Consider the following 17,275-nt stretch of genomic DNA (forward strand, 5'->3'; position numbering starts at 1 on the left):
TTTCCCCGGAGGCTTCTATTGCATCGTGCCTGAAAAGATAGGTCCGCAAGTCCGGACTGTCAACGCGAATGGGGATGCGTGCAACCTATGCCGCGATCGCTAGTGCCGTGAGGAAGCCACGCACCTCCGCCCTGCCGAGCTCTTCCTCCGCGAAGAACCTCTGTCGGGCCAGGCGATACGTCGGCAATTCCAGCGCGCGGCGTACCAATCCCTCCGTTACCTCCCGTCGCTCGACGCCTTTTCGCCCCATGCCGCAGTAGTAGCCACGCAGGATGCAGGCGCGCTCGACGCTGTGCTTCGCGATGTCGCGGACGATGTCTTCGATCTGCTGCGCCAGCGGGTCCGTCTCCAGCGGCTTGAACCCCGTCACCTTCGGAGGCAGCTCGCCCCGGTGTTCGATGAGCACCTGCAGCATGTCCTTCGAACGATGGCCCAGGTATTCGCAGTCCCGGTGCAGCGCGAACTCCCTTCCCCAATCCTCCAGCCGTGCCCGTACGTACAGGCCGAAGGTATCAACCTGCCCCATGTGCCCTCCTTCCCCTTCCGCCGGTACCGCGGCGCGGCCGATCCACGCCCTTCTCCAGCTCTATCGCATTCAAGATCCGATGTGCCGTCGCGCGGCTGCCCCCGAAGCGCTCCTGAAACTGCTCCGCCGTCGGGAAGACGGGCTGGGAGTCGAACCACGCGAGGATCTTCATCGCCCGCGCCAGTGCCGGGTACCCGATCAGCTCGAACGGTCGCATTGCTTGGGTCGTGCTCATCCGTCGCACCCCGCGCCGAGCTCCCCGGTGTTGTCCTTCGCCGTGAATCGCTGGAAAGGAATCCACCCGCGCTCCGGGCAATGGAAGCCCCAGGGCTTCACCCAGCAGACCGTCACCACCAGCGTCCAGCACTTCGCCGGCGGGTCTTCCCTGCGCACGATGCTGTCGCCGTTGTCGACGATCTTCCGCAGCAGCTCAATCCGGTGCGCGCGGCCACGGGGCACGAAGCGGAGCGTTCCCGCGTCGTACTGCCGATGCACATGCACGCCGCCCTGCTCGATCGTGTGCTCGACGTACGAACCGAACAGGATCAGGCTCCAGAAGTGGCCGGGGTGGTCGTGCAGCGCGCGATCGTCGTCGTCCCGCAGGAACTCGTGCAGGTAGATATTCGGCGCCATGCTGGACAGCCACACGGCGAGGCGCTGCCAGCGCGTGCGGGCCGGTGCGTCCACGTCCCGGAACAGGCGACGCCAGGGGGTGAGATACCAGCGGTGCAGGTAGGCGCCTTCGGGATGCCTGGCCCCGACGGTGAAGTCCGGGGACCGGCGCGAAATTACGTGTTCGATCATCAGCTCGAAGATCGTGGATGCGATCCGCTTCATGGTGCCCCCTTAGGCCAGTTTGATTCGGACGGGGTAGTGGTGCTCTACACCCCGTTTCTTGATTCGGAATTCCTTCGTCTCGCGCCCCTTCACGTCGACGTAATCGGGCGCGCGGCCCGGCTCGGTGAAGAACACGAGGAAGTCCAGGACGTACTTCGTGCCGCAGGGCAGATGCATCGGCACCTGTCGCAGCCAGTGCGACACCTCCCCGGCGGCCTTCCGCAGCTTCAGCTGCTCGTAGTAGCGCGCCTCCCGCTTGCTATCGAACCGGATGCCGTCGACGGTGGTGATCTCATTCCCGTACTTCCGCTCCCTGCCCTGCTTCGTGCCGCCCTCTGCGATCGTGTCGACAGCGCGGGCCACCTGCGGGCTTACCGGGCACCCGGCGTGCCTGGCCTGGGCCTGCTCGAAGAGCTTCCGCATGCCCTCCGGCATGTGCTGCGGACTGGAGAACCTGAGTGCGTTTCGGCTCACGCTGCAGCCCCCCTTCGGAGTGCGGCCTCGGTGATCTCGCGCATGCGACAGATCATGTCGTCCTCGATGGCTTGCAGCGGTGCGGCCGGGCGGTACCGACCGACCAGCCAAGCGTCCGGAAGAACGCTGTTGAAATGCCGGTGGATCTGGCGCATCCAAAGCACGCCGTCGGGGCTGAGATAGACGTCATAGGTACTCCGGGCCTGCAGCCGGTGATGCACGGCGGCGGCGGCCTCTGCCCAGCCGGTAGGAACGGGAAAGGTCTTTCCAGGTGCGCGGGCCATCAGCTCCCCCCAGCCGCGGCGTCGCGCGGAGATTGCCCAGGACGACGACGCCACCCTCGGCGCGGTGCGCTGGCCGGCTTGTCTTCGTTCGCAGCCTCGGCAGGCGTCCAGTCGCCCAGCGGATCGAAGCGGCAGATATCGAGGCGGGACTTCAGGCGGGCGGTGCCGGGCGGGCCGCTGCGCTGCTTCCGCACGATGACCTCCGTCATGCCCTTGTCCGTGCTCTGCGGGTTGTAGACCTCGTCCCGGTACAGGCAGATGACCACGTCGGCGTCCTGCTCGATCGAGCCGGAGTCGCGCAGGTCGGCCAGCACCGGGCGCTTGTCGGTGCGCTTCTCGCACTCGCGCGACAGCTGCGACAGCACGATCACGGGGATGCCCAGATTCACCGCCATCAGCTTGAGCAGGCGCGTCGCTTCGCCGATGCCGACGTTCTTGTTCTCGGCGCCGATGGTCTCGAGCAGCTGCAGGTAGTCGATCACCACCAGGGCCAGCGGATTGGCGGCGTGCTCGCGCTGCGTCTGGGCGATGATTTGCTGAACGCGGGCGCTGCGCGGGCGGGAGATCACCAGCGGGGCGTTCTTGAGCACCCGGAAAGCCGTCGTGAAGCGCTCCCAATCGTCGTCGGTGAGGTCGGCCCGCTTCACGTTGTCGTGCGAAATCCGGCCGTTCGAGCAGATGGCGCGCGTCATGAGCTGCTCGGCGGTCATCTCCAGCGAATGCACCGCGACCCGCTTGTCCTGCGCGACCGCGACGTGCTCGGCGATGTTCAGCGCGAGGGTCGTCTTGCCCATAGCTGGGCGGCCGGCGATCACGATCAGGTCGCCGGCCTGCATGCCGGCAATGACCTCGTTCAGCTCTTCGTACTCGAACGGCAGGCCGGTGATCTCTCCGGCGCCGGCTTCGTAGCGGCGGCGAATGTCCTCGGCGACGCGCTTCAACACGACGCCGGCCGGTTCCAGCTCGCACGGCTGCGACTTCAGCAGGTCGCCCAGCCTGGCCTGCCCCTCGGCGAGCACGTCGGTCGCTTCCCGACCGTCACGAGCGAAGGCGTCGGCGACGATCTGAGTGCCGGCGTCGATCATGCCCCGCCGCAGCGCTGCCTCCCGGATGATCTCGGCATAGGCCCGCACGTTGGCGGCCGACGGGGTGGTGCTCGCCAGCTCGACCAGGTACGCGCCGCCGCCGATCAGCTCACCGTGGCCACGCGCGTTGAACCACTCGCCCAGCGTGACCGCATCGAACGGACGCTTGCGCTCGGCCATGTACTGAATCGACCGCCACAACAGTTGGTGGTCGCGGCGATAAAAGTCCGTGTCCAGCAGGTCCGCGACCAGGTCGTAAGCCTCGGGCGACAGCATCACGCCGCCGAGTACTGCCTGCTCGGCGTCGATGTTGTGGGGCGGTACCCGGAGCTGCTGCAGGTGGTCTTCGGGCGTCATGCCAGCAGCTCCGGCTGTTCCGTCGGCATCGCCGGCAGCGCGCGCATGGCCTGGGCCTGCGCTTCCTCGATGCGTCGACACGCGACCTCGAAGCTGTGCGCGTCCTGCTCCACGCCGATGAACTGATATCCGTTCGCCACGGCTGCGGCGCCCGTGGTGCCGGAACCCATGAACGGGTCGAGCACCACGCCACCGGGCGGCACAATGCGGACGATATCGGCCATAAGCTCGATCGGCTTCTGGGCGACGTGCTCACGCTCGCGCGGGGAGCCGTACTGGAAGAACCCGGGAAGGCATCCGACGCCGCGCTCCGTGGGCATGGGTCCAGCGCTGCCCCACACGACGAACTCGCATGCCGCGCCGAATCGGCCCATCTGCGGGCGGGATCCGATCTTCGCCCACGGCACCACGCCCCTCCACACCCAGCCGCCGGCCTGCAGGTAGTCGGTCGAGATGGGCAGCTGGCGCCAGTCGGTGAAGAAACAGGCCACGGCACCAGGCTTGCAGGCGGCCAGCGCGCGAGCGGCCCAGAGCGCCGACCAGAAGTGGGACGAGCGCTGGTCGCGGTTGTCGCCGCTGAAGTTCTGCAGGGCGTCCTGATTACCGCTCGAGCTCTGCACGTACTTCGATTTGGTGTCCTGCGTGCGATCGCTGCGGAACTGGCCGCCGCTACTGTAAGGCGGGTCCGTGATGACGGCGTCGACGACGGGGTCGCGGGAGAGCTGGTCGAGCACGTCCAGCGCCTCGCCGTGGTACAGGGTGGCGCTCCCGATGGTGACGACGCGCATCAGCCCACCTCCGCGGAATCTTCGGAGCTGGCACGGTCGAAGACCTTCAGCATCTCCGCCGGCCGGGTCAGGAACTCGAAGTCGGGGCGCCAGTTTTCATGCGGCGGCGCGTACGGGCCTGCACCGTTGCGGAACGGGTCGGCCGCGCACTCGGCGAAGTAGTCCTCCCACAGCTGGGGCGGGATGCGGTCGGCTTCGTACTTCTCGCTCGCGATCTGGCGGGCCAGCACAATGCAGCGCTTCACCTGCTGCTGGCGCTTGTCGCGGCCGATGGTCGCGCTCACGGCTACCAGCAGGCCGTGCGGCTTGCCCAGAGCGGCGTTGTACGCCTTGACCGCGTCGTCGGTGACCTGGGCGAGCCGCTGCTCCTTCTCCGCCCTGCGCTGGCTGAGATCGACAGGGGTCGAGGCGGGGTCGACCCGCGAAGCGGTCGACTCATCCGAGCGAAGCGAGGATGTAGCTTCCCTCTCTTCTGTCTCTGTCTCTGTCTCTGTCGTGACAGCGCGTGACGCGGCGTGACTTCCGTTCGAGTCACTGGATCGGCCTGAGCCGGGTTGTGACCTTTCTCGCTCCCGCTGCGCCCTCTTCCGGTCGGCTGCGGTGCTGTCCTCGGCCTTGGGCTGCCTACGTTCCCAGCCCGTCAGGTGGTCGCCGTCGAGCGTCTTGCCCTGCATCGCATCGCGGATGGCGGCCACCTCTGCCTCGTCGTAGCCCAGGGCGGCGGCGGCATCCTCGTCGACCCATCCCGACAGCTCGCCGCGCGGCTTCGACTGTGACGCGCACTCCAGCATCAGCGCCCACACGGACAGCACGTGACCGACCGTGACAGCGCGTGACAGTGCCTTTCCGGCACGAGCTGCCACCACCCGCCACTTCGGATCGGTGGCGGTGCCGTGGTGCCAACGGAGCCAGTGTTCAGCGGCCATCCGGCGCGTCCTCCAGCAGGTCCGGCTCGCGCTGGGGGTTGCGCCGTGCTTCAGCGCGCGCCATCTCACGGGCGCGCAGGGTGTTGAACTCGGCCATCTCTTCGAACGACATTGGATCGCCCCGCTCGGCCTTCGCCAGCAGCGCGCGCACCACCTCGGGGTTAGCGGCCATCGGGTGCCCCCGCGCGGGACGCTGCAGCTGCGTGCGAGGCGACGTGCGCCAAAACGTGCTGCAGGCCGGTGCATGCCTTCTCGATCTGGGCGACCTCGTTCGGCGTGATGCGGCCGTCTTCCATCGCCTGCGCGACGATGTGTGCGAGGTCGCCCTGCCCCGCGGCTGCAGCCAGCATCCCTTGGATCAGCGAGCCGCTTTCCGGGGCGTCGGCGCGTTGCAACGTGAAGCCGTGCGTCGCGGCCATGGCGTGCAGGATCCGGAAATCGTCGGTGACCGACATCAGCTCGTCGGCTTCTGCCAGCGTCAGGTGATGCGTCCCGGTGTTGGGGTTGACCTTGTTCCGCAGCACGGCAGCGGACATGCCCAGGCGCGGCGCGAGCGACTCGCTGCCTCCGGGGTATTCCTTCACGGTCTTATGGGCGGCGTCTTGGATGTTCACTTGGCGGTGACCTGAACGTTTTTTGTGGATGGCGGGCGGAGCAATCTGGTCTCGTCCACAGGGGGAGCGAGACCATGGAACTAAGTGACGAAGGCGCCTCCGGCGTAGGATCGGCAGTGCAAACCGACCTCACCCACACCGGAGACAGAGATGGCCGAACTACTCGGCGAGATGTCACACGACGCCTTGTGCAAGGCCGTGCAGCGGCAGGAATTCGCGATCGCCCAGCTGTACGGGCAGGTCAAGGCGTTGGAAGTGCTGGCGACCACCCTCATTGCCTCCCACCACGCCCCAGCAGCCGCGCTAGCAGCGTGGGAAGTCGTGAAAGAAGCGGAGATCGACCACAACATGGGCACGCCTCTCTACGAGAGCCCGACGTTTCGGGACGCATTCCACTGGTCGCTCTCGCAGCTCGAATTGCCCTTTCGACGGTCTGCTCAAGCCGCAGCGGATCAGAGCTGATCGGCTCAAACCTCGAGGAGCCGGCCTCACTCGCCAGGCGCGAGGGGACGCTGAAGTACGTCTGCCAGAACGGGCTATGCGGCATCACTCACCTCCGGGACGCCGAACACGTCGGGGCGCAGGTCGTTACGGGTGACTTCACCGCTCGTCGCCGCCTCAATCCGGGGCGCGAGCTTCGGGCCGGCCTGCTTGTGGCCTTTCGCGATCATGTAGAGCGTTCCCGCGCTGCAGCCTGCGGCGGTGGCGACTCGGGCGATGACCTGGCAGCCGATGGTGCCGGCGCCCCCTTGAGCGGTGATGTAGTCGGCGAGGTTCATGCCCACACATTACCGTTTCGGTTATCTCAATGCAATACCGTTTCGGGAATTTCCCGCAACGGTAACGACGGCGCACCATTCGGGGCTATGGACGCCAACACCGCCCGCACCCTGAACATGCGCCGGCTTGTCGCTGCGGCGAACGGCCCGGCTGAGTGGACGCGCCAGTACGGGGGCACCCGCTGGGTGCAGGCCCAGGTGAGCCAATGGATCTCCGAAACGAACCCGAAGGGCATCGGCGGGAGGCTGGCTCGCGACCTCGAGCGGGCCATGGGACTCGATCACGGCGAGCTGGATCGCCCGCCCGCTGAGGCGTCTCAAGTTGCGGGACAGACGCGTGACATCGTCCGCCTCGGCGTGAGAGTCGTGGCGATCATCAAGGAGGGCGGCTTCCGTGAAGTCACCGACGAGACATATGCCGACGTTCTCTATGACGCCATGAAGGCGGTTCAAGAGTTCGGGATTTCGGATAGCGCGTCGGAGCTCGACATGGTCAGGCTGGCGCGCGCAGCGGCGGGCAAATCTGGCTAGTGAGGTGATGGCATGGGGATGACGGAGAAGCAGTTGCGGGAGATGGCGTCACAGGTGGCCGCGACGATGGGCAAGGCGAAGCCGAAGCCCCGCCTAACGGTGGTCGACAGTGAAGCGGAGGACGCGGGCGACGGGCTCAATGCCCTGCAGCGCGATGTGTTCTATGGCCGCATCACCGACCTGGCATCGCAGTACGGCCTCGGCTGGCTGGTGCGCCAGGACACCATGCACGTGATGGGCGTGCTCGAATGCCTCACCGATGCCGAGCTCACCGGCCTGCTGTCCCGTCTCGACATCGCCGTCGAGTGCATACATGACGGCGTGCCCTTCGTCGAACGCGGTCTCGTGAAAGGTGCGGTCTGCACCTGGGTTGCATAGGAGAAGCCATGAACCCTTGGAAGATCATCGGATGGATCGTGCTCGGCTTCATCGTGCTGGTGCTGCTTTTCTGCGGTCTCGGGATCGTCGGCTCTGCGTGGAAGCGAGGCCAGGCGAAGCTAGACGGCGGCTCGACAGCTGAGCCGGCGCACAACGTCTCCGTTGTCAGTCTCGATTGCAGCGGCTCGCCGATCGACAGCGCGAAAGTCACGATCATCAACAATGGACCCGAGCTGCGCTTCGCGAAGGTCTACGTGGAGTTCGTCGACGGCGGCGGGCGCGTCGCTGCTGCCGAGGACAGCTTCTTGCGGCCCACGACCATACCGACCGGCTCGCGCGCCAGCGCCACCGTCTACTCGCGCGCCACCCGTGCGGGCAAGTGTCGCGTCGCCGAAATACAGGACCGGGACGGGAACCGCATCGGCATACACTGAGGCCCGCCCTGCCCCTTCCGAAGCCCCCGGCCCGCCGGGGGTTTTTCGTTTCTGGGGCTCCCTGCCGAAAAACTTACCGTTTCGGTATTGACACTCCATAACCATTTCGGTAACTTCTTCTCCGCCAGCCATCCCGGCCCCGGAGTCGAAGCCCATGCCCATCCAGACCGTCCGCCGCAGTGCGCCCCCGTCCGTCTCTGTCCACTTCGACGGCCTGGAGCTGCGCCTGATCGAAGGCGACAGCGCCGTCGAACGCTTCCGCCTGGGCCTGTATCGCGAAGGGGTGTACTCCGCGCTGGTGATGGCGTGGGGGCCGAGCATCCGCGTCACGCGGGACAACATCTCGCCGACGCTCTGGCTGGGGCAGACGTTCTGCATCGATATCCCCGAAGCCGCGCTGCAGTCGATCGAGAGCTGGCTGGCCGAGCTCCCGCCGCCCCGCGCCGTCATGCGCCTGGCCGACCAGCCGGAAGCGCTGCCCATCGAGAACGCGGAAGCGATCGCCGCCGCCGCTTCTATCGCACACGGAGCGCCCTGCGATGTCCGGTGCTGATCGCCGCTTCGATCGCCGCGCACGCGCGCACTTCGCGCCTGCAGTGACCGTCGAGATCCTCCCCGTCGCTGGCCTGCTCACCGGTAACCGCGACATCGAGCGGAGCAGCTGGTGGGCCAGCGCGCCGCAATCCTCACCCGCCACCACCCCGGAGACGCCATGAGTCAGGTAACCGACTTCCGCGCGTATGAGACAGCGCGCGACCAGGCTGCACGCCTGGGCCTTTCCCGCAGCACCGCCGTCCGCATGGTCGCCGACGAGCGCCGCGCCGGTCGTTCCGGTCAGCACGTCGCCGGACTGCTGCGCCTGCGCGCCATGGACAGCGCGCGCCCCACCACCACGCCTCCGGGTGCCGCGTGAGTTCCGGCGTCGACGTGCTCGGCGTGATCGAGCTGCAGCAGTACCGCTTCCGGGCGGCGCGTCTGACGCGAGAACTCCGCGACTGCGCTGATCGCGAACTGCGCGAAGCCCGAGCCACCGTCGCCGAGCTCATCGAGGCAGCCGACGCCTACTTCCGCGGCTATTGCCAGGACGAAGCCGACGACACGTTCGAGGCGAACGACACGCGCGGAGATTGCACCGGCTGCTCGCGCGAACAGGCGCATGCCGCCGCGCGGCTACGTGAGGCGATTGCACTGGCGAAAGGCGGTGCCTCGTGAACCTGGCGGCCACCTGCATCGAGCGCACGCACCGCGGCACGCCGCCGCGGCCTGCCATCACCGCTCCGCCGAACGAGCACCGCGACTTCGTCGACGAAGCCACCCGACTCCGCACCTTCGAGATCTCCGCGCTCAGCCGTGGCGGTCACGTGGAGCGCTACACCCCGCCGCTCACTGGCGGCACCACCGCAAACCGCAACCACAAGGAAACCTGCAATGAGCAGTGAAACGAAGCCGGCGGCGGATCAGGGGCGTGCGTCCCTGTCCCCGATCGCCACGAACGTCGCCGAGATGCTGGCCGATCTCAATGGCGGCGTTTTCATGGAGCAGCTCGGCACCGCGCTCTCCGACGTCGCCCTCGGCACCGTGAACTTCGGCGACAAGGGCAAGACCGGCGAAGTCACCGTGAAATTCAAGCTGGCGCGGATCGGCGAAAGCAATCAGGTCGCCCTCACGCACTCCCTGGCGTTCAAGCGCCCCACCTCGAAGGGCAAGCGCGGCGAAGAGCTCTCCGGTGATACCCCGCTGCACGTCAACGCGGGCGGCCGGCTCACCCTCATGCCCGACACCCAGACCAAGTTCCCCTTCGCCAACAACGGATCCGACAAGTAATGGACGCACAAGCCATCTCCCTCATCCAGAAGACCGCAGTCGACGCCGAAGGCAACCGCATGCCGCCGACCTTCCGGCCGACGATCGCGCTGCCGAACGACTACCTGCTGCACGACCTGGAGCAATACCAGTTCCACCGCTCGCACTTCCGCGGCACGTTCTCGACCAGCTCGCTCGAAGCCTTCGCCGACTACACGAAGCGCGAAGCAGCGCGCGCCGATGAATCGAAGGCTCCCGGCCCCGCGCCTGGCTTCGTCGATGTCGATTCCATGTCGGCCCGTATCTTCTTCGACCTGCTGGTGAAGGACGCGGACGAAGTCACCCAGCCCGGTCACGCGCTGCACGCCGCGGTGCTGTCGCTGAAGAAGACCGCCGAGCACGCCGCCGTGCTGCAGGTCAACGGCCGCCAGCTGAAGCAGGTCGACCTGATCGAATGGCTCGAAGACTGGCAGCCGAACATCGTCGCGCTCGCCGACGAAGCCGGCGCGGCCGTCGCCCTGCCTGCAGCGCTTGCTGCGATCCGCCGCCTGGAGATCGCCTCGAAGACGAACACCACGCACACGACCGAAGCCCTGCGCGCCGAGCGGACCGCGATGGAGCAGGTCGAGGCGCGGGGCGCCGGCCAGCTGCCGACCCGCATCGTCTTCCGCTGCATCCCGTATCCCGGCCTGCCGGCTCGCGACTTCCCGCTGCGGGTGGCCGTCATCACCAGCCACGACAAGCCGATGCTCGCGCTGCGGATCGTCAACCTCGAAGCCATCACCGAAGCCATTGCCGAAGACTTCCGGAAAGCCTTGGCCGAAGGCATCGGCGATGCCGCGACGCTCACCCTCGGCACGTTCAATCCGCATCTCGCCCTGAAGGCGTAACCGCTCCCCTTGGAGTTCCGGCGCCGGCCTCTCTCTCCCCCTACCGTCCCGGCCGGCGCCGGGCTCCCCTTTCTTCCTGGACTCTCCATGGCCGACGGCTCCCGATCGCCTCAGCAGGCGTTCCACTTCCCCAACATGACCGCGACCTCGCGCCTGCGCCAGGGCGAGATCGTCGTCGACCTGTTCGCCGGCGGTGGTGGCGCATCGCATGCGCTCGAAACCGCGCTGGCCCGCGCCGTCGACATCGCCATCAACCACAACCCGTGGGCGATCGGCATGCACGCCGCGAACCATCCCTACACCCGTCACCTCTGCGAGGACGTCTGGGCAGCCAATCCGGTGCGCGAGGTCATGGGCCGCCGCGTCGGCTGGCTGCACGCCTCCCCGGACTGCACGCACTTCAGCCAGGCGAAGGGCGGCCAGCCGCGCGACCGCGCGACGCGCTCCCTGTCTTGGGTCGTGCTCAAGTGGGCGGGCCGCCTGAAGCGCCGCGGCCTGCAGCCCCGCGTGATCAGCCTGGAGAACGTCGAGCAGATCCTGAAGTGGGGTCCGCTGATCGCGAAGCGCGACAAGACGACCGGCCGCGTGATGAAGCTGGACGGCACCGTGGCAGCGCGCGGCGAGCGTGTGCCGCTCGACCAGCAGTTCCTCGTACCCGACAAGCGTCGCGAGGGTCAGACCTGGCGGCAGTTCGTTCGTGCGCTGCGTGCGCTCGGATACGCGGTCGAGTGGTCGAAGCTGCGCGCCTGCGACTTCGGCGCCGGCACCACCCGCCAGCGGCTCTTCATGGTCGCGCGTTGCGACGGTGAGCCGATCTGCTGGCCCGCCCCCTCGCACGGCCCGGGTCGAGAGACGCCCTACGTCACGGCGGCGGACAGCATCGATTGGGGCATTCCCTGCCCGTCGATCTTCGAGCGCCGTCGTCCGCTGGCAGACGCCACCCTGCGCCGCATCGCGCGCGGTGTGCGCCGCTACGTCCTGGACGCTGCCGAGCCCTTCATCGTTGGCGTCGGTGGTCGCATGGGGCAGACGGCCGAGCGGAGCACCGGCACGCCGATGCAGACGCTCACGGCGAAGGCCGACGCCTGCGTCTGCGCGCCGACGCTGGTCGAGTGCGCGAATGCTTCCGCCGATGGCGTCACCCGCGCCGACGTCCCGCTGCGAACCATCACGGCCTGGCCGAAGGGCGGAGCTCACGCGGTCGCCGCGCCGGTGCTGGTGCAGGTCGCGCATGGCGAGGGCAAGCCCAACGGCGTCCAGCGCTGGGGCAGCGGCACCAGGTCCGTCGAAGAGCCGGCGGGCACCGTCACGGCCAGCGGCAGCGGTGGCTACGCGCTGGCAGCGCCGGTGCTCGTCCAGACCGGGTACGGCGAACGCGCCGGCCAGGCGCCCCGCTCGCTGGATCTGGCCCAGCCGCTCGGCGTGGTGGTCGGCGGCGGCGTGAAGCACGCGATCGCGGCGGCGGCGCTGGCGAAGTTCCGCGGCAAGAGCGACGGCGGCCCGGTCTCGGCTCCCCTGCCCACGATCACTAGCGGCGCCGGTGCAGCTCGTCCTGCAGGCGCGGCGCATGCCCTGGGCGTAATCGCTGCGCACCTGGAGCAGGCAGCAGGCGGGCCGAACAGCAACACCAGCCGCCCGCGCGGTGCAGATGAGCCGATGTCGACGATCACCAGCAGCGGCAGCCAGCAGCGCCTCGTCGCGGCGAACATGGTCACAATGCGCGGCGACAACGTCGGCGCGGACGCAGGCGCTCCGCTGCGCACGATCACCGCCGGCGGCGAGCACCACGGCGTCGTGGCCTGCACGCTCTCCCCGGAGCACGAAGCCGGCGCGCTGCGCGTGGCCGCGTTTCTCATGCGTTATTACGGCATGGGCGGCCAGCACGGCGAACTCGACGACCCGGTCGCCACGATCACGACGAAGGACCGGCTGGCGCTGGTCACCGTCGCGGTGCAAGGCGTGCCGCACGTGATCGTCGACATCGGCCTGCGCATGCTTCAGCGCCACGAGCTCTTCCGCGCGCAGGGCTTCCCGCCGGAGTACGTCATCGATCGCACCGCCGACGGCACGCCGCTCAGCGCCAGCCGCAGCGTGAGCATGGTCGGGAACAGCGTCAGCCCGCCGCCGCTGCGCGCGATCGTCATTGCCAACCTCGACCCCGCCGGCGTGCCGGAAAGGATGGCCGCGTAATGCAAGCGCTCAGCATCATGCAGCCGTGGGCCTGGCTCATCGTCAACGGCCACAAGCCCGTCGAGAACCGCACCTGGGCGACCGCGTACCGCGGGCAGTTCCTCGTGCATGCCGGCCAGAAGTTCGACCAGGCCGGTTACGAGCTGGTGCGGGACTGTTATCCCGAGATCGAGATGCCGCGCCCGGAGGACTTTCCGAAGGGCGGGATTGTCGGCGTCGCCTCGATCGTGGACTGCATCACCCGCATGAACTCCAGCTGGTTCCACGGCCCGTTCGGATTCCTGCTCGAGGACGCGCGTCCGCTGCCGCTGGTGACGTTCCGCGGCCAGCTGGGGTTCTTCCACGTGCCCGATCACTGTCTGGCCGATCCGCGCGCCGCGCACCTGGGCGACCCGGTAGAGGCGTTCTGACGTGGCCGACCTGTTCCCCAAACCCCCGCGCCGCATGAAACAGCCGACGAAGGCGTTTCTGCGCGCGCAGCTGGTCACCGCACTGGAGCAGAACGAACGGCTCCAGCGCGCGCTCGCCGAGCCGTGGTGGCGCCGCTGGACGCGCCGCGTCTTCTCCCCCCTGATCCTTGCCGCCGCGCCGTGGTGGCCCCGCAAACGCAACCCGGAGCATCACCATGAACTGCCCTGAATTTAAGGTTTTCGGATCGCCGCTGTTGTGGATCTGGCTCTACTGGCGAGACGTTCCGCGCGCAATGATCCCGCTGCGGGTTTGGCTCAATCCGCTGAACTATGAGGTCAGCCTCTTCTGGCCGCCGTCCTACAAGTCCAACAGCCGTCGGAGGCTGGTCACGATCAACCGTGAGGGGCAGTGGATTCGGAATCGCATCTGGCGGCTCCGCGAGGCAGTCAAGCGGGCGATCGCAGCGGCGAAGCGCGGTGCGGAGGCCCAGGCCACAGAAGACCGGATCTTGTGGGGCGTGGTGGCGAACGCCGGGCGCTTGAGTAGTGAACGCGCCCCTCGCTGGTCGCATGTGATGGAAGCGACCGGCCTGGGTTCTAGTTCAGCGATCGAGCTCTGCCGGCGCTTCGGCTTCGATCCTCACGAGAAGCGCGGCGGCGAGAACATCGAACGCTGCGAGAGCGGCCAGCCCGAATGCGGTCCCGTGGAGCACCACGATTCCGACGGCATGCCGCTATGCCGTGACTGCTGGGACGCGCTCGAAGGAGACGGACATGGGTGATCGCACCGGGATCGAATGGACCGACGCGACGTGGAATCCGCTCCGTGGCTGCTCTCGCGTATCGGACGGCTGCAGGCATTGCTACGCCGAGACGGTCGCGGCGCGCTTCAGCGGTGAGGGACAGCCCTACGCCGGCCTGATCCATCCGACCACGCGCGGATGGAACGGCACGGTTCGCCTGATCTGGGAAGCGCTCGGCGTGCCGGCGCGCTGGTCGAAGCCGCGGCGGATCTTCGTCAACAGCATGTCCGATCTCTTCCACGAGTCGGTGCCGTTCGAGACCATCGATATGATCTTCGCGGTGATGGCGCAGCACCCGCGACATACGTTCCAGGTGCTCACGAAGCGCGCGGAGCGCATGCATCGCTACCTCAGCACGCGGGACCGACTGGAGCGGATTTACGCTCAGTGGTACGCCACTTCGGGACAGCCTGCGGAGGCCGACGCCTGGCCGCTTCCGAACGTCTGGGTAGGCGTGAGCGTCGAAGACCAGCGCGCGGCAGACACCCGCATTCCGCTTCTCCTGACATCGCCGGCGGCGGTGCGCTGGATCAGTGCTGAACCGCTGCTCGGTCCCGTCGACCTGCAGCTGGTCGCCGTGCCGCTCGATCAGGACAACCTGCGGCGCCCTTGGGATCTGGACGGCTACAAATTCAACGCCCTGACCAGAGACGACGAGGACCGGTTCTACCAGGCGCCGGCGGCGTTGGACTGGGTTGTGGTCGGCGGTGAGAGCGGTCGCGATGCACGGCCCATGCACCCGGAGTGGTGCCGCACCCTGCGCGATCAATGCGCGGCGAACGGAGTCGCGTTCCTGTTCAAGCAATGGGGCGAGTGGGAGCCGCGCGAGGAATGGACCGGGCACCAGGGCGGCGGAAAGTTCGAGCGGCAGACCGCGATCATGCTCGACGGCTCGGAGTGCTCGCACGATGTTGTTCCGCAGGACGTGGGCGCGCACCGCCTGGCTCGCGTCGGCAAGAAAGCTGCAGGCCGCCTTCTGGATGGCGTGCAGCACGGCGCATATCCGGAGAGGACATGACCACCGAACTACAGCGCCCTGCAGGCTCGGCGCCGAGCGATCGCCTTCTCGACTTCGATCAGCTGTCGGACAAGGTCGGCATGAAGCGAACGGCGATCTACGCCGCGATCAGCGCGGGGACGTTCCCGGCGCCGGTGAAAATCGGCAAGCTGTCTCGCTGGGTCGAGACGGAGGTCGACGCCTGGATCGATGGGCTGAAGCGCCAGCGCGCGGCCTAAAGCCGCGCGAGCTCTCGATTGATCTCGTGCAGGTTGCGGAGCAGGTGCTCCTCTTCCGCAGCTAGAAAGCCCATGCCCCTGTTTAGCACGTCGTCGATCCGATCTCTGGCGTTCGTGATTGCCCGCGTAAGGCCAGCTCGGCAAAGCACGCCATGCGGCCCCAGCGTGACGAAGAGCGGCCTTAGATCGTCGATCGAACCCATCGCCGCAGGCGCCTGACCGGACACCCCTTCGAGACGTTTCCTCAGGGGCTCCCATCGCTCGCTGTCCTGGCCTTCAGAGAGGGCTGCAGCAACGTCGTCCATTGCCTGCGCGAACTCTGTCCGGAACGCCCACAGCTGCCGGCGAATGAGTTCCCTGCCCTCCGCTCGCGCCTGGCGTTCCTTGTGCGTCGAGAGCCACCACGCGGCCGAGACCGTCACCAGCGAGCCGACTGCCGCACCGAGCAGCGCGGCGCTCGACTCGGGGATCGTGTAGGGCACGATCGGCATGCAGAACAGTGCGCCGAGCAGCACCCCAACGCCGGCGCAGGTGATGCACGCGGCGACCAGCAGGCCGCGGCTTACTGTGTGTTCCTGATCTGACATATCCCCTCCCTAGTAGCCGCAGAATTTCGCCCAGGCCGCCATCAGCTCCCGCCGCTTCTTCAGCAGCGCCCCCCGCCGATACGCCGCCTCGACCTTGTCCCCAATGGTATGCGCCAGCGCGGCCTCACTGACGATATTCGGAAACGTCGTCGTCTCCGCTGCCCAATCCTTGAACGTCGATCGGAAGCCGTGAACGGTGAACTGGTCGAAGCCCATGCGCTCCAGCAGGGCATCCATCGCACCCGTCGACAAGTGGGGCTTGCCACGGCCACCGGGGAAGATGAAGCCGGCCTCGGGCTGCCCCTTGAGCAGCGCGCGCGCAGCGGGCACCAGCGGCACCACGTGCTCCCGCCCGGCCTTCATGCGCTCCGCCGGTACCTTCCAGGTGTCGCCCTCGATCTCGTCGCGGTGCGCCGTCACCACCATGCCGGTGCGCGATGCGGTGAGGATCAGGTACTCCAGCGCGCGGGCGTCATTGCCTGGCCGGGCGCGCAGCAGTTTCAGGAAATTGGGGAGGTCGGCGAAGGGCATGGCCGGGAAGTGCTTCACCCGCTTGAGCTTCTCCGGCTTGGGGAGCAGCTTCGCCAGGTTGCCGCGCCAGCGTGCCGGGTTCTCGGCGTTGCGCTGTTTGTTGGCGGCGGCAGCATCGAGCACCGCTTCGATGCGCTGGCGGACGCGGGTGGCTGTCTCGGTCTTCTCTGACCAGATGGGCTTCAGCACGGCGAGCACGTCGGGGGTATCGATCTGGTCGACGCGCATCCGTCCCAGCGTCGGGTAGGCGTACGCCTCGAGCGTGTTGCCCCACTGGTCGGCGTGCTTCGGGTTCTTCCAGCTGCCGCGGTGCTCGGCGATGTAGGCCGCAGCGGCGGCCTCGAATGTCGGAATGCCCGCCTCTGCCGCTCTGGCGGCCTTGCGGGATTCGATGGGATCGGCGCCGGCCAGAACAACGCGGCGGGCGTCAGCGGCGGCCTCGCGCGCCTGGGCGAGGCTCAGGGAGTGGACGGGACCGAGCCCCATCTCTCGAAGCCGGCCGTGCCGGCGGAATCGGAAGGCCCACGCCTTCGTGTCGGGTGCGACCCTGAGGTAAAGGCCGCCGCCGTCTGCGTGATATCCTGTCTTCGTCAGGGTTGCCACCTGACGTGCGTTCAACCGGTTCAGCGCACGCGCCATCCGCCCATACTCTCGCCCATACTCCCGACGCGGATTGTAGCGAATAAAGGCGAACGGTGACGGACGCGAAAGGCTGGAATTCCCCGGGTTTCTCGGGCAAAATTGAACGGTAGCGAATAGAGGCGAACAGCTTTCGGGCAGACCCTCTCTCCGCCAGTTTCTGGGCCGCGCGC

General features: G+C 67.6%; 30 protein-coding genes. 17 read left to right on the forward strand and 13 right to left on the reverse strand.

The features are described 5' to 3' along the window. Positions 1-85: 85 nt before the first annotated feature. The 10 genes from ACSQ1W_RS11030 to ACSQ1W_RS11075 are packed head-to-tail and all read right to left on the reverse strand — an operon-like array spanning position 86 to position 5,891. Positions 86-526 (reverse strand): hypothetical protein, encoded by a 441-nt coding sequence (locus tag ACSQ1W_RS11030; protein WP_436043494.1) that lies wholly within the window; start codon positions 524-526, stop codon positions 86-88. Then, on the reverse strand, positions 513-761 hold the full coding sequence (locus ACSQ1W_RS11035; RefSeq protein WP_436043496.1) for a hypothetical protein: 249 nt from the start codon (positions 759-761) through the stop codon (positions 513-515). The genes ACSQ1W_RS11030 and ACSQ1W_RS11035 overlap by 14 nt, the downstream gene beginning before the upstream one ends. Continuing rightward, on the reverse strand, positions 758-1,363 hold the full coding sequence (locus tag ACSQ1W_RS11040; RefSeq protein ID WP_436043497.1) for a hypothetical protein: 606 nt from the start codon (positions 1,361-1,363) through the stop codon (positions 758-760). The genes ACSQ1W_RS11035 and ACSQ1W_RS11040 overlap by 4 nt, the downstream gene beginning before the upstream one ends. A 9-nt stretch (positions 1,364-1,372) precedes the next feature. Continuing rightward, positions 1,373-1,786 (reverse strand): DUF1064 domain-containing protein, encoded by a 414-nt coding sequence (locus tag ACSQ1W_RS11045; RefSeq protein WP_436043499.1) that lies wholly within the window; start codon positions 1,784-1,786, stop codon positions 1,373-1,375. A gap of 47 nt (positions 1,787-1,833) precedes the next feature. Continuing rightward, a complete protein-coding gene (locus ACSQ1W_RS11050) occupies positions 1,834-2,121 on the reverse strand; it encodes a hypothetical protein (protein WP_436043501.1) in 288 nt (95 codons plus the stop codon). After that, positions 2,121-3,563, reverse strand: a complete 1,443-nt coding sequence (gene dnaB, locus ACSQ1W_RS11055) for a replicative DNA helicase (protein WP_436043503.1) — start codon at positions 3,561-3,563, stop codon at positions 2,121-2,123. Before dnaB ends, ACSQ1W_RS11050 begins: the two co-directional genes overlap by 1 nt. Next, positions 3,560-4,351, reverse strand: a complete 792-nt coding sequence (locus ACSQ1W_RS11060; RefSeq protein ID WP_436043505.1) for a DNA-methyltransferase — start codon at positions 4,349-4,351, stop codon at positions 3,560-3,562. Before ACSQ1W_RS11060 ends, dnaB begins: the two co-directional genes overlap by 4 nt. Further along, entirely contained in the window at positions 4,351-5,277 is a 927-nt protein-coding gene (locus ACSQ1W_RS11065) for a hypothetical protein (protein ID WP_436043507.1), read from the reverse strand. The genes ACSQ1W_RS11060 and ACSQ1W_RS11065 overlap by 1 nt, the downstream gene beginning before the upstream one ends. Beyond that, a complete protein-coding gene (locus ACSQ1W_RS11070) occupies positions 5,267-5,449 on the reverse strand; it encodes a hypothetical protein (protein ID WP_436043509.1) in 183 nt (60 codons plus the stop codon). Before ACSQ1W_RS11070 ends, ACSQ1W_RS11065 begins: the two co-directional genes overlap by 11 nt. Next, positions 5,439-5,891, reverse strand: coding sequence for a phage regulatory CII family protein (locus tag ACSQ1W_RS11075; RefSeq protein ID WP_436043510.1), 453 nt, complete (start codon positions 5,889-5,891; stop codon positions 5,439-5,441). The genes ACSQ1W_RS11070 and ACSQ1W_RS11075 overlap by 11 nt, the downstream gene beginning before the upstream one ends. 150 nt (positions 5,892-6,041) lie before the next feature. On the opposite strand from ACSQ1W_RS11075, the gene ACSQ1W_RS11080 reads away from it, so the two are divergent. Beyond that, positions 6,042-6,353, forward strand: coding sequence for a hypothetical protein (locus ACSQ1W_RS11080; protein ID WP_436043512.1), 312 nt, complete (start codon positions 6,042-6,044; stop codon positions 6,351-6,353). A 74-nt stretch (positions 6,354-6,427) separates the two neighbouring features. Here the strand turns inward: ACSQ1W_RS11080 and ACSQ1W_RS11085 are convergent, their stop codons facing one another. Next, positions 6,428-6,670 carry a transcriptional regulator gene (locus tag ACSQ1W_RS11085; RefSeq protein ID WP_436043514.1) on the reverse strand — a complete coding sequence of 81 codons (243 nt, stop codon included), beginning with the start codon at positions 6,668-6,670 and terminating at the stop codon, positions 6,428-6,430. A gap of 87 nt (positions 6,671-6,757) precedes the next feature. On the opposite strand from ACSQ1W_RS11085, the gene ACSQ1W_RS11090 reads away from it, so the two are divergent. From ACSQ1W_RS11090 to ACSQ1W_RS11165, 16 genes are all read left to right on the forward strand, one after another. Then, complete coding sequence (locus tag ACSQ1W_RS11090) at positions 6,758-7,201, forward strand: hypothetical protein (protein WP_436043516.1); 444 nt, start codon at positions 6,758-6,760, stop codon at positions 7,199-7,201. Positions 7,202-7,213: 12 nt separating this feature from the next. After that, positions 7,214-7,579 (forward strand): hypothetical protein, encoded by a 366-nt coding sequence (locus ACSQ1W_RS11095; protein WP_436043517.1) that lies wholly within the window; start codon positions 7,214-7,216, stop codon positions 7,577-7,579. Positions 7,580-7,587: 8 nt separating this feature from the next. After that, positions 7,588-8,013, forward strand: coding sequence for a CHASE3 domain-containing protein (locus tag ACSQ1W_RS11100; protein ID WP_436043519.1), 426 nt, complete (start codon positions 7,588-7,590; stop codon positions 8,011-8,013). Positions 8,014-8,167: 154 nt separating this feature from the next. Further along, complete coding sequence (locus ACSQ1W_RS11105) at positions 8,168-8,566, forward strand: hypothetical protein (RefSeq protein WP_436043521.1); 399 nt, start codon at positions 8,168-8,170, stop codon at positions 8,564-8,566. Beyond that, positions 8,553-8,729: a hypothetical protein gene (locus ACSQ1W_RS11110; RefSeq protein WP_436043523.1), complete on the forward strand. Its 177-nt coding sequence runs from the start codon at positions 8,553-8,555 to the stop codon at positions 8,727-8,729. The genes ACSQ1W_RS11105 and ACSQ1W_RS11110 overlap by 14 nt, the downstream gene beginning before the upstream one ends. Continuing rightward, positions 8,726-8,926 (forward strand): hypothetical protein, encoded by a 201-nt coding sequence (locus ACSQ1W_RS11115; protein ID WP_436043525.1) that lies wholly within the window; start codon positions 8,726-8,728, stop codon positions 8,924-8,926. The genes ACSQ1W_RS11110 and ACSQ1W_RS11115 overlap by 4 nt, the downstream gene beginning before the upstream one ends. Then, positions 8,923-9,225 carry a hypothetical protein gene (locus tag ACSQ1W_RS11120; RefSeq protein WP_436043526.1) on the forward strand — a complete coding sequence of 101 codons (303 nt, stop codon included), beginning with the start codon at positions 8,923-8,925 and terminating at the stop codon, positions 9,223-9,225. The genes ACSQ1W_RS11115 and ACSQ1W_RS11120 overlap by 4 nt, the downstream gene beginning before the upstream one ends. Beyond that, a complete protein-coding gene (locus ACSQ1W_RS11125) occupies positions 9,222-9,452 on the forward strand; it encodes a hypothetical protein (protein ID WP_436043528.1) in 231 nt (76 codons plus the stop codon). The genes ACSQ1W_RS11120 and ACSQ1W_RS11125 overlap by 4 nt, the downstream gene beginning before the upstream one ends. After that, positions 9,442-9,837, forward strand: coding sequence for a hypothetical protein (locus ACSQ1W_RS11130; RefSeq protein WP_436043530.1), 396 nt, complete (start codon positions 9,442-9,444; stop codon positions 9,835-9,837). The genes ACSQ1W_RS11125 and ACSQ1W_RS11130 overlap by 11 nt, the downstream gene beginning before the upstream one ends. Then, complete coding sequence (locus ACSQ1W_RS11135; RefSeq protein ID WP_436043532.1) at positions 9,837-10,706, forward strand: DUF2303 family protein; 870 nt, start codon at positions 9,837-9,839, stop codon at positions 10,704-10,706. Before ACSQ1W_RS11130 ends, ACSQ1W_RS11135 begins: the two co-directional genes overlap by 1 nt. Positions 10,707-10,793: 87 nt before the next feature. Next, on the forward strand, positions 10,794-12,896 hold the full coding sequence (locus ACSQ1W_RS11140) for a DNA cytosine methyltransferase (RefSeq protein ID WP_436043534.1): 2,103 nt from the start codon (positions 10,794-10,796) through the stop codon (positions 12,894-12,896). After that, complete coding sequence (locus ACSQ1W_RS11145; protein WP_436043536.1) at positions 12,896-13,306, forward strand: ASCH domain-containing protein; 411 nt, start codon at positions 12,896-12,898, stop codon at positions 13,304-13,306. Before ACSQ1W_RS11140 ends, ACSQ1W_RS11145 begins: the two co-directional genes overlap by 1 nt. Before the next feature lies 1 nt (position 13,307). Further along, complete coding sequence (locus tag ACSQ1W_RS11150; RefSeq protein WP_436043538.1) at positions 13,308-13,535, forward strand: hypothetical protein; 228 nt, start codon at positions 13,308-13,310, stop codon at positions 13,533-13,535. Beyond that, positions 13,522-14,088 carry a hypothetical protein gene (locus tag ACSQ1W_RS11155; RefSeq protein ID WP_436043539.1) on the forward strand — a complete coding sequence of 189 codons (567 nt, stop codon included), beginning with the start codon at positions 13,522-13,524 and terminating at the stop codon, positions 14,086-14,088. Before ACSQ1W_RS11150 ends, ACSQ1W_RS11155 begins: the two co-directional genes overlap by 14 nt. Beyond that, positions 14,081-15,127: a DUF5131 family protein gene (locus ACSQ1W_RS11160; RefSeq protein ID WP_436043541.1), complete on the forward strand. Its 1,047-nt coding sequence runs from the start codon at positions 14,081-14,083 to the stop codon at positions 15,125-15,127. The genes ACSQ1W_RS11155 and ACSQ1W_RS11160 overlap by 8 nt, the downstream gene beginning before the upstream one ends. Then, positions 15,124-15,345 (forward strand): helix-turn-helix transcriptional regulator, encoded by a 222-nt coding sequence (locus tag ACSQ1W_RS11165; protein ID WP_436043543.1) that lies wholly within the window; start codon positions 15,124-15,126, stop codon positions 15,343-15,345. The genes ACSQ1W_RS11160 and ACSQ1W_RS11165 overlap by 4 nt, the downstream gene beginning before the upstream one ends. Here ACSQ1W_RS11165 and ACSQ1W_RS11170 read toward each other — a convergent pair. Together ACSQ1W_RS11170 and ACSQ1W_RS11175 are read right to left on the reverse strand one after the other, a co-directional pair. Next, positions 15,342-15,932, reverse strand: coding sequence for a hypothetical protein (locus tag ACSQ1W_RS11170; RefSeq protein WP_436043544.1), 591 nt, complete (start codon positions 15,930-15,932; stop codon positions 15,342-15,344). The two genes, ACSQ1W_RS11165 and ACSQ1W_RS11170, sit on opposite strands and share 4 nt — an antisense overlap. Before the next feature lie 9 nt (positions 15,933-15,941). Continuing rightward, positions 15,942-17,102: a tyrosine-type recombinase/integrase gene (locus tag ACSQ1W_RS11175; protein WP_436043545.1), complete on the reverse strand. Its 1,161-nt coding sequence runs from the start codon at positions 17,100-17,102 to the stop codon at positions 15,942-15,944. Between the last annotated feature and the right edge of the window lie 173 nt (positions 17,103-17,275).

Source organism: Pseudoxanthomonas sp. LjRoot143, from assembly GCF_964252945.1.
In the GTDB taxonomy this organism is placed as follows: Bacteria; Pseudomonadota; Gammaproteobacteria; order Xanthomonadales; family Xanthomonadaceae; genus Pseudoxanthomonas_A.